This window comes from Xanthocytophaga agilis, assembly GCF_030068605.1.
In the GTDB taxonomy this organism is placed as follows: Bacteria; Bacteroidota; Bacteroidia; order Cytophagales; family 172606-1; genus Xanthocytophaga; species Xanthocytophaga agilis.
In genome coordinates this window covers 44,204-57,487 of the sequence record NZ_JASJOU010000008.1, presented here as the reverse complement: position 1 = coordinate 57,487, position 13,284 = coordinate 44,204, and the positions used below count along the sequence as shown (strand labels likewise).

10 protein-coding genes are annotated in these 13,284 nt (G+C 40.0%); 9 read left to right on the top strand and 1 reads right to left on the bottom strand.

Annotated features, from left to right (window positions below):
* Nucleotides 1-27: 27 nt before the first annotated feature.
* Both QNI22_RS21755 and QNI22_RS21750 read left to right on the top strand, forming a co-directional pair.
* A complete protein-coding gene (locus tag QNI22_RS21755; RefSeq protein ID WP_314513959.1) occupies nucleotides 28-426 on the top strand; it encodes a hypothetical protein in 399 nt (132 codons plus the stop codon).
* Entirely contained in the window at nucleotides 419-1,531 is a 1,113-nt protein-coding gene (locus QNI22_RS21750; protein WP_314513956.1) for a hypothetical protein, read from the top strand. Before QNI22_RS21755 ends, QNI22_RS21750 begins: the two co-directional genes overlap by 8 nt.
* On the opposite strand, the gene QNI22_RS21745 is transcribed toward QNI22_RS21750, so the two are convergent.
* Nucleotides 1,528-2,076, bottom strand: a complete 549-nt coding sequence (locus tag QNI22_RS21745; protein ID WP_314513954.1) for a GNAT family N-acetyltransferase — start codon at nucleotides 2,074-2,076, stop codon at nucleotides 1,528-1,530. The two genes, QNI22_RS21750 and QNI22_RS21745, sit on opposite strands and share 4 nt — an antisense overlap.
* A gap of 343 nt (nucleotides 2,077-2,419) precedes the next feature.
* On the opposite strand from QNI22_RS21745, the gene QNI22_RS21740 reads away from it, so the two are divergent.
* The 7 genes from QNI22_RS21740 (at nucleotide 2,420) to QNI22_RS21710 (ending at nucleotide 13,275) form a co-directional block, all read left to right on the top strand.
* On the top strand, nucleotides 2,420-5,485 hold the full coding sequence (locus QNI22_RS21740; RefSeq protein WP_314513951.1) for a SusC/RagA family TonB-linked outer membrane protein: 3,066 nt from the start codon (nucleotides 2,420-2,422) through the stop codon (nucleotides 5,483-5,485).
* A 26-nt stretch (nucleotides 5,486-5,511) separates the two neighbouring features.
* On the top strand, nucleotides 5,512-6,879 hold the full coding sequence (locus QNI22_RS21735) for a RagB/SusD family nutrient uptake outer membrane protein (RefSeq protein ID WP_314513949.1): 1,368 nt from the start codon (nucleotides 5,512-5,514) through the stop codon (nucleotides 6,877-6,879).
* Nucleotides 6,880-6,926: 47 nt separating this feature from the next.
* Entirely contained in the window at nucleotides 6,927-7,787 is an 861-nt protein-coding gene (locus QNI22_RS21730; protein ID WP_314513947.1) for a hypothetical protein, read from the top strand.
* Nucleotides 7,788-7,799: 12 nt separating this feature from the next.
* Nucleotides 7,800-8,318 (top strand): hypothetical protein, encoded by a 519-nt coding sequence (locus tag QNI22_RS21725; RefSeq protein WP_314513945.1) that lies wholly within the window; start codon nucleotides 7,800-7,802, stop codon nucleotides 8,316-8,318.
* A 49-nt stretch (nucleotides 8,319-8,367) separates the two neighbouring features.
* The gene (locus QNI22_RS21720) at nucleotides 8,368-10,743 is read left to right on the top strand and encodes a M43 family zinc metalloprotease (protein ID WP_314513943.1); all 2,376 of its coding nucleotides are present in this window, start codon (nucleotides 8,368-8,370) and stop codon (nucleotides 10,741-10,743) included.
* A 120-nt stretch (nucleotides 10,744-10,863) separates the two neighbouring features.
* Nucleotides 10,864-11,391 carry a hypothetical protein gene (locus tag QNI22_RS21715; protein ID WP_314513941.1) on the top strand — a complete coding sequence of 176 codons (528 nt, stop codon included), beginning with the start codon at nucleotides 10,864-10,866 and terminating at the stop codon, nucleotides 11,389-11,391.
* Nucleotides 11,392-11,529: 138 nt separating this feature from the next.
* Nucleotides 11,530-13,275, top strand: coding sequence for a GMC oxidoreductase (locus QNI22_RS21710; RefSeq protein WP_314513939.1), 1,746 nt, complete (start codon nucleotides 11,530-11,532; stop codon nucleotides 13,273-13,275).
* Nucleotides 13,276-13,284: the final 9 nt, after the last annotated feature.

The window sequence follows — 13,284 nt, the reverse complement described above, 5'->3', positions numbered from 1 at the left end:
ACTTTGGCGCATCACTTATCATGCATTATGAAAACAGGGAAGATTGTCATACCCGCTGTGTTGCTACTAGTATGGATACCTTTTGTTTTTCAAACAGATCTTTATCCTTTGTTCCGGTTTGGAATGTTTGCAGAACCTGTACGTCGTGAGATACAAACAGAGTCTTTTGCCCTGCGAATAATCAGTAATGCAGATAAAACATATATACTATCTCCTGAAGAAACGAGGTTGGGTAGTCTGGCATACCTGATGCGTAATTATTACTATCGTCATGAAGCAGATACACTATTGAGACGTATTTATTGCATTACCCCGCATGCGGATACAATTGTTGAGTGGCAGTTGCTGCGTATGGTAAGTGAGGTGGCTCACCACGAGGTAGATACCACTGTTGTGGCTTCTTTTAAACCCAGTTTACATGAATAAAAAGTTAGTAATAGGATGGAGTAGCATCTGGGTGGTCACAACTTTGGTCTATATACTATGGATACGCAATCTGGTAGTGCAAAGCTTTTATGGTAGGGCGCCTGATTGGTTCAATCTACTGATAAATAGTCTGTATCCCCGGTTTCCAATAGAAAAACATCGTTTTGAGCTTTCTTTTTTTCTTGGACATGCCGATCAGATCATTATCCGTTTGGGATTGATTACTTGCTTCCTGGTATTTACTTGGTTTGCTAGAAACTATTGGAAATCTGGTATAACCTGGTTAGATGAACTGTGGCAGGTACGAATTTCGCAGAAGAATATTCAGCTATACACATGGATTGTATATACCTGTGTCATCTATTTTACCTATGACTGGTATATCGTTCTAACTCATCTTTATGAGGCGCAGGTACTATATAAGCCTTTATTGCTACTGAGATTATTGCACCTCTCATTCCCTTCTCCTGTATGGATAGGTATCTGGTATGGAGTATTATTAATTAGCTGTCTTGGAATGTTGTTTCGTTTTCAGAGTAGTATATGCGCAATTGTAGTAGCAATAGTATTTACCTTATTGCAGGGGTGGCTTTACAGCTTTGAGAAACTGGATCATGCATTTGCACCTCTGACGTATGTGTTGTGGCTTATGCCACTTTTGATTATACAAGCCAAACATTCCTATACACAATGGGCTTTGCCATTGATCCGGATGGTAATAGGGGTAGTATATCTTCAGGCTGGTTTGGAAAAACTTTTGGTAGGTGGGATTGAATGGCTGGCCCCCGAAACGTTTCAAAACTACTTGTATTTACATCCAACACTCACTGGAATGTGGATTGCCAGGTATGATTGGCTCTGTATAGTTTTACCGGCAATGGCTTTGCTCTTTCAGTTAAGTTTTATTCTTATCGTTTTCTTTCCTACTGCCCGTTGGGTAGTCTTACCAGTAGGTGTTTTGTTTCATAGTGGCACATATATACTGATGGGAGTAGGAGGAGTTGTCAATGCCTGGGTATGGCTGTATGGTTTATTTTTATTTGATGGACTAACTACAAAGAGCTCAGATGTAACAGTCAAAAAGTTAACAGATAAAAAAAACTAACTTGATTTCCAGTACTTTTTCAACATGCCATAGATTACTACATCTACAAATTCCTGACGATGCCGATAATAGTTTCGTAATAAACCTTCTTCTTCAAAGCCAAGTCGTTCGGCTACTGAGCGACTACGCCGATTCTTTTCAGCGACAAGGATTTCAACCCGGTTAAGTTTCAGTTCATCAAACGCATAATTGATCATTTGCCGACAAGCTCGAGTAATAATTCCTTTTTCCTGATAGTTACGGGCAAGCCAATAGCCTATCTCAGCTTTTTGATGGAATGTTTGTATATTATTCAAACCAATGCATCCCACAATCCTGTTTTCGCACCAGATTGCAGCTACGACACACTCTCCTTGTTTATATTGCGCAATCGTGTCTTCAATAAATGCGAGAGAATCATCTACATTCAACGTTCCGTCGACCCATGGGAGCCATTGTCTCAGATAGGCGCGGTTCGTATGGATAGTATAAAAGAGCTGACTGGCATCATCTGCCTGTAACAGGCGTAGTTGAAACGGGATAGTTCGGGCTCGGCTAAATAGCATATGCTCAGTTTATGCATTGACAACGAATATACAAAAAAAGGAAATGCAATAACGAAAAAATAATAAAACAGGATAATTTTAATGTTTTATAACAACGTGCTGTGTTTTTTTTGTAAAAAATAGTACCTTGGTACAAGTCTTCTCTTCATCTGCTTGTTTTCTAAAAAAGAATCTGTTTGTACGGTCAAAACTAGCAATAGACAGGGTATTTGCATACTATCTGTTGGTTTACATATGGATTATAGAAAATCCGGAAAATAGATAAGCAGAGATCTAGTGTACCTTTAGTAAGAATATTCTTTAGAAATAGTATCTGCCTGACCACATTCATAATGATTATTGCATGACTATAGTTTTACGATTTGGTTTATCATTTTTTGTTTCTGTATTACTCCTTTGTGAGCTTTCTGCCCAGCAGACCCGCACGATAACTGGTAAGGTAACACAGTCTGAAGACAATGAGGTAATGCCTGGAGTTTCTGTATCTGTAAAAGGAACTACCAATGGAACTCTTACAGATGTCAGTGGCAATTACTCGATTTCAAACGTACCCGAAAAGGCGCTGCTTGTTTTCAGCTTTATTGGTCGACAAACAATGGAGGTTCCTATTGGTAACCGAGCTACCATAAATGTACAGATGGAGCCCAATGTGACAGAGCTGACTCAGGTAGTAGTAACAGGGTATAAGACAGAACAAAGGCGGGATATTCGTGGCTCTATTGCAACTATAACGAGTGATAGGTTTAAGGATATTCCAGTAATGGGAATGGATCAGGCTTTACAAGGACAGGTAGCTGGTGTACAAGTTACTCAATCTTCAGGAACACCAGGCGGAGGAATCTCAGTTAGGGTTAGAGGAAGTACTTCTATTTCAGCTTCCAATAGACCTTTGTTTATTGTAGATGGTATTCCTGTTGAAGATGGTGCATTGGGATTGAGAGACTTTGGTGGACAGAACGACAATGCATTTTCCACCATTAATACCAACGATATTGAATCCATCGAGATTTTGAAAGATGCTTCTGCTAAAGCGATTTATGGATCTCGGGCTGCAAATGGTGTAGTATTAGTGACAACAAAAAGAGGAAAATCCAATAGTCGGACTACGATTGAAGGAGATGTGCAAAGAGGGTTTATTGAGGTCGTGAGAAAGCCTGAATTACTGAATTCAAAAGAACTTCTCGAATTACAGCGTGAGGCTGTTATAAACGGAGGTGGCGATCCGGATCAGCTGGGGTTAATTACAGGGGTGACAGATGCTACCAATACAGATTGGGTCGACGCTGTATTACGTAGAGCTATCTATCAGCAGTATCAACTTAGTGCCAGAGGCGGTAATGAACGTACTCGTTTCTATACAAGTATTAATTATCGGGATGAAGAAGGGGTACAGTTAAACAATAGATTCATCCGTTTCTCTGGTACATTAAATTTAGATCATAAAGCTACTGATAAATTATCCTTTGGAAACAATCTGATGATCTCTCGTACACGTAATGATCGGGTAAAGGGAGATAATTTTTTGGATGGCGTTTATTCTGGAGCTATTAAAAGTTTACCCTACTATAGCCCATATAATGAACAAGGGCAATTGCTGGGTCCGAACAGCCCCGGATATCCCGGATTTCCTAACTTTAACCCTGTGGGACAAGCACTATTGCCACGTTTTCAGACATTTACCACCAAAATTGTAGCTGGTTTGACCGCAGAATATGCATTCCTGCCAAATTTACGGTTTCGTACCAAGGTAAGTACAGATTATAATGGAGTAACAGATGATCAGTTTGAGCCTTCCACAACGGCTATTGGAGGTTACCTTCCTTCAGTTGGAGGCAAGGGGTATGGTATATATGGGAGTGGGACATATATAACATTAAATAATAGCAACTTGTTGACCTATACCTTTACAAAAGGTGAAAATGATAAACATAGTTTTGACTTTTTGTTGGGAAATGAACTGTTACAACGTACAGAGAGAACTACCTCTGTACAAGGGCGATTATATCCTCGGGATGAATTTACCTACATTTCCGGAGCGGGGGCGATTGTTGATGATGGAGGTTCATTTTTAGTTTCCAACGGACTCGTATCCTTTTTTGGAGAAGCAAAGTATAAGTTTAAAGACAAATATTTATTTGGGGCAACTGCCCGTTATGATGGTTCCTCAAGGTTTGGGCGAGGTAAACGATATGGAGTATTCCCATCTGTTTCAGCAGCCTGGCGTATCTCTTCTGAGGATTTTATGAAGGCATATACATTCTTTGATGACTTGCGGTTAAAAGCTAGTTATGGGTTTACAGGAAATGAACGAATTGGAGATTTTCAGTTCTTAACGCAATTTGGTGGATCTAACTATAATGGTGCAACTGGGTTATCTCCTTCTGCATTGGGAAATAATAATTTACAATGGGAAAAGACTCGCGAAATAAATGTAGGAATAGAAACTTCTTTATGGAGTGGACGTTTGGGAGTAACGTTGGATGTATACAGCAACTTAACTTCTAAGTTATTAAACACATTTCCATTGCCTACTACTACAGGATTTGGAGGATTTCAGGGAAACATTGGTTCGGTTTCCAATAAAGGGATTGAGTTATCTGTTAATGCTGTTATTGTTGATAGAGTTATTAAGTGGCGTACTAATTTTAATATTTCCCATAATAAAAACAGAGTAGAATCTCTTGCTGACTCCCTACCTCTTTACAGAGGTTATGAAGCTAGTGGGTCTTCCAATACGAATATAATTAAGGTAGGTGAACCACTGGGAACATTTTGGGGATTGCAGTTTTTAGGGGTTGATCCGGCAACGGGTGATGCTATTTATAGAGATAATACAGGTGATGGAACTATTTCTGCTGATGATGCTCAAGTAATAGGCAATGCCCAGCCGAAGCTAATTGGTGGTATAACTAATACCTTCTCCTGGAAAAATCTGGATTTAAGTGTATTCTTCCAGTTTTCGTATGGAAATGAGATTCTCAATTTTAGTAATACAACACTACTTAATTCCGGACAGGATATTCTCAACAACCAGTCCAAAGCTGCCTTACGCAGATGGCGTAAAGAAGGTGATATAACAGATATTCCCCGCTATCAATACAATCCGGACAGAAGTGAAGAGGATAATCCTAATACGTATATGAGTAGTCGTTTTGTAGAAGATGGTTCATATCTCCGGTTGAAAAATATATCATTGGGATACAATGTGCCTAAGGAATGGCTTTCCCGATTCAAAGTGCAATCAATTCGTGTTCTATTATCTGCAACCAATCTGATTACTCTTACCCGTTATACAGGAGCTGATCCTGAAGTAAGTACATTAGACGGTTCTACTGCGGCTCAGGGAATAGATCTCTTTACTTTTCCTCAGGTAAAAACTATTATGGCAGGTATAACGGTTGGCTTTTAATTTCTAATAGTAAAAGAATTCAGTAAATGAAACTCTCTATACAAAAGATATTTCTAGTATGCTTTACAGGCTGGTTTTTGACCGGATGTCAGGACTTATTGAATCCCAAGCCTAATAATATTCTTTCTGCAGATATTGTACTAACATCGCCAGATGATGTGCCTCAGGTGCGGATTGGGTTGTATAATGCTTTACGTGGTACAGCAGCCTTATCTGTTGTAGCAGGTGATCTGACAGCTGATCTGGCTATTCATAATGGTACATTTACTGTATACAATGAGTTAAGTAACAAAAAAATACTTTCCACTAATAGTGCAGCTGCAACATTTTGGGCAGGAGTATATAATGTGGTATACATCGCTAATTTTATAGAAGAACGCTTACCAGGTCTAGCTGGTGTATCTACTACAGATAAGAATCACTTGCTGGCAGAGGCTCGTCTTTTAAGAGGATATGCCTATTTTATTGGCGCAAATACTTTTGGAGGTATTCCACTGGTAACTACTACAGATGTGGATGCAAATAGTAATATTGGCCGTTCTTCTAAAGAAGAAATACTTGCGTTTGCTCTGGAAGATATTACTCAAGCCATAGAAAATCTACCAGACACTGCCACTACAGGAGTAGGGTATGCTACAAAACATGTTGCCAGAGCGATGCTTGCCAGATATTATTTATATCAGAGTGATTGGGTGCAGGCAGAACAGTTTGCTACACAGGTTATTAATTCAGGACAATATTTACTTGAACCTAATTTCAATACAATAGTTACCCAGGATTTTACCCGTGAGTCTATTCTGGAAGTGGGATATACCATAACAGATGATCCAGGTACTTCTACTTATGGTTTGAATAACATTTTTGTTGGAAGGAGAGAGGTGATTCCTGCCAATTCATTTCTTCTGAAGATTTTTAGTAATGAATCTGGAGAGCGTAATCTGACTGTAAGTTTCGATGTACGGAATCAACGAGGTAATGATAATGGATTTTCTGTTGCTAAATATGGTACTTCCGATGAGGATAACAACAACATTGTATTATTCAGATTGGCCGAAATGTATTTGATTCGGGCAGAAGCCAGAGCACGTCAGGGAAAGTTAACAGGGGCAAATGGGGCTATAACAGATATTAATGTACTTAGAACTCGTGCAAAAGCAAATACCATTGTTTCAGGCAATCAGTCGGATATACTGACTGCAATAGAGAATGAACGGTTGTATGAACTGGCATTTGAAGGACATCGGTGGTATGATCTGGTTCGTACTGGTAGAGCAAATGCTGTGATGACAACATTCTCTTCAAACTGGAAAGATACCTATAATGTCTGGCCTATTCCTCAAATAGAGATACAACGTAACCCCGCACTGAGAGGAAGCCAGAATCCAGGATATTGATAGATAACAAGCACAGATCCGAAATTATATTTTTTAGTACAATGCAAATGAAGAAATTACTACTTACAAAGGTTATACAGATCGTTTTTATTGCAGGCTTGATAGGCTCTGTCTTTTCCTGTGAGGCTGATAAAATTACTTTTCAAGGGCCTTATCATATACGTTTCACAGATACTGTAGCTACAATCAAGGAAAGTTATCCACAAGTTATCAAAGTTCAGATACACAATGTAGGTCCTCAGTTAGATGAGGCTGTCACAGTAAAATACCTAATAGGTGGCACAGCTCGTGAGGGTATAGATTATACAATACTGGGAACAAAAGGCACTGTAGTGATACCTGCAAACCAAAGCTTTGGCGAGATTCAATTACGTTTGATTAATAATGCAAATGATCGGCTGGAATCACAGACTGTTATATTTACACTGACAGATGTAAGCCCAACCTCATTAATTGTAGGTTTTGGCAAAAACAACAATATAGGTAGGCGTATGACCTATACCATCGAAGATGATTGCATTTTAGGTGGTTATTATATTGGTACCCGTAAGATAGGATCATCCACGATTACTGTGCCAAATGTTCAGGTTACCAGTGCAGATTGTAACGAGTTCCTTTTATCCAACTGGAATATTGGATTGGCAAACCGGACAGACTTCGATATTTTTTCATTTGATGCAGATCATCCTACATTACGCCTTATTGACAAAAAAGACAATTCAATAGAGATACCTGCACAGAACAATAGCTATTTCAATAGTAGTATAGAGTTGAGTGGAACAGGTTCGTGGAATCCTCAGAATGGAAATCTGCTATTAAACATTCAACTAAAGGTCCCTCTTACCAATCCGGACAGAGATACGGTTGTTGCTTTACCAACTTTGACTTTCATTCCACAAAAAAATTAACGCTGAATATATATGTATATATCTATACAAAAGAGGGCTTGGAGAATAGGGAAAGCCTGCTTGGTTTGGGGAGGCCTTCTTATAGGTGGCTCTGCCTGCTCAGAAAAGATTGAACCGGAACCATATACTTATTCTCAGTTATTGACTGGTAAAACCAGTAAAGGATGGTTACTTACTTCCATACAGATTGTAGATGAGGGAATTGTACAGACAGGTAGCGCTTATCAGTTTTTTCATCCCTGTATTGCAGATGATTTATATGTGTTTTACGCAAATGGAGATAGGACTTTTGAAGCACAGGAAGGAGCTTCAAAATGTAGTTCAGGTGATCCCGATGTGTATGTAACAGGGAATTGGTCTGTGATTAATGCAACAGCAACCCTACAGTTTCCATTACCAATATTTACAGGTACTACTGCAGTTCCTTTTACAATTAAAGAACTTACTGCTACTTCTTTGACAGTTGAATATTATTTCTTTGATATAGATGCCAGTTATCGGTTCATTTTTACAGCACAGACAAGTGGCTAAATAAGACAGGTACAATTGACAGAATACTTACGGATAAAGACAGTGCATTATGATACAACCAGTACTAAAAATATTCTTTCTCAGTGTTTTCGTTGTCTCGCTAATCTATCCTGTTATGGGGCAACATACGATTGACCGTTGTGCCACGATGGAGATGGACTCTCTGTTACGAAAGAAATACCCTAAGCTTGGAAGCCTTATCGATTTTGAGATGGAGTTGCAGGGAAAAATCAAAGAGATAGAGTTACGGCAAAAATCAGGACGAACTACCGCTACTGTGCTTACTATTCCTGTTATAGTTCATATTATCCATAATGGAGAAGCTGTGGGACAAGGACGTAATATCAGTGCTGCTCAGGTACAGGCGCAGTTAGCTGTTCTGAATGAAGACTTTCGTCGGAAAGAAGGTTCACGTGGATTTAATACGGACTCTCGTGGTGCAGATATCGAAATAGAGTTTTGTCTGGCCGCGTTCAATCCTCAGGGAGTAGCAATGGCAGAGAAAGGTATTGACCGTCGACAAGGTTCCCGGGCTGCATTTACCAAAGAACAGATGGATGGCGAAGTAAAACCATTAACCGTTTGGGATCCTAATCGTTATTATAATATCTGGGTTGCTGATTTTACAGGCAGCGCACAAAATTTGCTGGGATATGCCCAGTTTCCCAGCAAATCAGGATTAGGTGGTATGCCTGAAGATGGTGGTCCTGCAAGTACAGATGGGGTAGTAATTAAGTATACAGCCTTTGGGTCTAAAGACAAAGGTAGTTTTCCTGTTCTGCAAGCTCCCTATGATCTGGGTCGTACGCTTACACATGAAACAGGTCACTGGTTAGGTTTACGCCATATATGGGGGGATGGCAATTGTGCTACAGATTATGTAGATGATACACCTACTCAACAGTCAGAAAGTCGCGGGTGCCAAAAAGGACGAGTTTCTTGTGGTACTACCAATATGGTAGAAAACTATATGGATTATTCGGACGATGCCTGTTCGAATATCTTTACAAGAGGACAAAAAACAAGAATGCTGGCTGTGATGGAGATCAGTCCACGCAGACGCGAACTGATTTCATCTAATGTATGTGGTAATGCCATTGTAGAAGCTCCTATTCCTAACTTCCGGGTAGATAAACAACAAGTATTACGTGGTGGTAAGGTAACCTTTACAGATCTATCTGCTAACCTGCCAACTCAATGGCAATGGACATTTGAAGGTGGCAATCCATCTACCTCAACCTCTCAAAACCCAGTTGTAACATATGATACTCCAGGTAAGTTTAATGTGACACTGGTGGCTACAAACTCTATAGGATCTTCTGCTCCATTAGTTCGCACAGATTATATTGAAGTATTAGAAGCAGGTTTGTGCAATTCCATTACAAACTTTAAAGGCACCGCTACTGTCCTGAAAGAAACCTCTCCTGCAACAGGTTACATAACAGGGCATAACTCCCGGAAGGATCAGGCGAAAGCTGAATATTTTGGCAATAATCTTGGCTATGAGAATGTAAGTGGTACCTCTATCCGTTTTGGCTATGCCTATGCTGCTGAAGGATCTGCCACCGAATCAACAGTGACTGTTGTGGTATGGAATGCACGTGGTTTGCAAAGTAGTCCAGGGCAAATTCTTGAACAGAAAGACATACCACTGAGAACTATTTTGCAGGATGTGGCTCAAAATAGAGAAACAAAGATTACGTTTGACCGAAACGTACCTGTTGGTGGTTATCCTTTTTTTGTAGGTATAGTATTGAACTATGATAAGAAAGATTCTGTAGCGGTTGTTTCCAATCAAAATGGTCAGTCCTCTCAGATCACTGCCTGGGAACGTAATTCTCAGGGTGTCTGGCAAACCTATTCTATCTCAAGAGGTATTAATGTGGCACATGCTATAAGTGCTGAGGTAGGAATGAACTCCTCAGTACAAGTAGGTGCTTCAACCCTATTTATAGATGCAGGACAGCCAGTTACGCTCAATGCCAGAGGCGCAGGTTTATTTTCATGGACACCTGCTGCTACATTGAGTTCTTCACTGGGTGCACAGGTGGTAGCTTATCCTACACAGACAACTACTTATACTGTAACGGGAACAGGTGTAGATTTATGTAATACAGAAGCTTCTATTACTGTTTTTGTACGAAATCCTACCGCAGTAGAACCCAATCCTATCGAACGAAATCTGATTGTCAGCCCTAATCCTACTGAAGATCAATTGCAGTTTGCATTATCCAATTCGATAAGAGGTAACGTTGAAATTTCACTGTATAATTTTATTGGACAAAAGGTAGCAGGTGTAAAGGAGCAAAAGACAAATGTAGAATATGTGAAAACTATCGACTTGGGATCAGTAGCTTCTGGAATATATATTGTAGAATTTCAGTTGAATGGCTGGAAGGTAATGCGAAAAATTATAAAAATTTAATAGTGTGGAAGTGACCTTGAGGTATAGAATTGCATTTTTAGTATAAATAGAGCAGAGAAATATTGTTTATTATAGACAGATTTTTCATTTTGTACAAGATAATTTAATCCGAACCTAACCATGAGACAATTTCGACAACTTTTTCTTTTGGCCATTCTTGCTTTGACTGTCTTTGCCTGTAGCAAAGACGATGATCCTTCTCCTAGTACCAAGGCAGATTTACTGGCATCTAAAAAGTGGAAAATACAGAGCCTGACAATTAATAACCCTTTGGTATTAGATACTGTTAATGGACAACCTGTAGCTCCTACTGACTGGTATAACAATGTACTTGGTGATTGTGAAAAAGATGATATCATCAGCTTTAGAAACGATGGAAACAAAATATATACTGCAGAAGATGTTGGTACTGCATGTCCAGGTAGTACTTCCGCAATCTGGCAAGTAGGATCCTGGGTGCTAAGTTCTGATGAAACGGAGATTTATTTGTCGAATGGTTTTATTGCAAGTTATTATATAGCCTATTTCTATGGAGTATCTATCTCTGAAAGCTGGAAAATAACACAATTGGATAATAGTAAGCTGGAAGTCACTTTTCCCATTGGAGGCGGTAGATCATTTACTTATACTTTCATTGCTGTTGAATAAACGTTTTGGCTCTGATGAAAAAAAGCACGCATTAATGCGTGCTTTTTTTGTTGCTTTCGTTTTCACTATAAAGTAAATATTCTTTAAAATTGTATTAGTTTTATAAAAAATATTTTCAATTCCTTCTAATTTATCATCATGTCCGATTTTAATATTCAGGAGCAACCCAAGGTGTTTGATGTATGCATTGTTGGGTCTGGTGCTGGTGGGGGTATGGCAGCTTATATGCTAACCAAAGCAGGAGCAAATGTTTTGTTATTGGAGGCCGGCGGCTATTATGATCCTGCTGATGCTAAGTACATTACGCAGCTTAAATGGCCATGGGAATCTCCACGGAGAGGTGCCAGTACAACCCGTCCTTTCGGGGATTTTGATGCGGCATGGGGCGGATGGCAGATTGAGGGAGAACCTTATACTGCAGCTCCCGGAACAGAGTTTCACTGGTTCCGTTCCCGTATGTTAGGTGGACGCACCAATCACTGGGGACGTATTTCTCTTCGTTTTGGCCCGGACGATTTCAGACGAGGTACTTTGACAGGAATCGGAGACGACTGGCCAATTACCTATGATGATATCAAGCCCTATTATGATAGAGTAGATAAGCTGATTGGTGTTTTTGGAACAGTGGAGAACTTTCCAAATGAACCAGATGGTATTTTCCTTCCTCCACCTAAACCACGTCTACATGAGCTGATGCTGAAAAAAGCCGGAAAGGATATTGGAGTACCTGTAATTCCATCTCGTTTGTCTATCCTGACCCAGCCTATCAATGATGAAAGAGGCCAGTGTTTCTATTGCCATCAGTGTAATCGCGGGTGTCAGGCCTATGCAGACTTTTCTTCTTCGTCTGTGCTGGTAAAACCTGCTTTAAAAACAGGTAAACTGACACTGGTTAACAATGCCATGGTAAGAGAGGTATTGACAGACGACAAGACTGGTTTATGTACAGGCGTTTCGTATGTCAATACAGTTAACCTGCAGGAATATAAGGTAAAAGCAAAAGTAGTCATACTGGCAGCCAGTGCCTGTGAGTCTGCTCGTTTGTTACTGAACTCTAAATCCGCTCGATTCCCGAATGGACTAGCTAACGACAGTGGTATCATTGGTAAGTATCTGAACGATTCTACAGGGGCAGGACGCTCTGCATTTGTACCTGCATTGATGGATCGGAAAAGATACAATGAAGACGGAGTAGGTGGAATGCACGTGTATACGCCCTGGTGGCTGGATAACAAGAAACTGGATTTCCCAAGAGGGTATCATATTGAATATGGGGGAGGTATGGGAATGCCAACCTATGGCTTTATGTCTGGATTGGAAGGGGTGAATGGAAAGGTACCTGGAAAAGATGGTAAGATGAAGCCTGCCGGAGGATATGGTGCTTCACTGAAAGAAGACTATCGTCGCTTTTATGGGGCGTTTATCGGTATGGCCGGACGAGGCGAGCCTGTACCATTGGAAAGCAACTATTGTGAGATTGACCCTACTACAGTGGATAGATTTGGTATTCCTGTACTGCGATTCCACTATAAGTGGTCTGATTACGAAGTAAAGCAAGCAAAACATATGCAGGATACCTTTGAGGAGATTATTCATGCAATGGGTGGAATTCCATTAGGACAGAAGCCAGGTGCTGATCGTAACTATGGACTGGAAGCTCCTGGTAAAATTATCCATGAGATTGGAACGGTACGTATGGGAAATGATCCGAAACGATCTGCACTGAATAAATTTCAGCAGGCGCATGCTGTGAAAAATTTATTTGTGGTAGATGCAGCCCCATTTGTATCTCAAGGTGACAAAAACGTAACATGGACTATTCTCGCTTCTTCTATGCGTACATCAGAATACCTGACTGAAGAGGTGAAGAAGGGAAATATATAGGAAACTAGC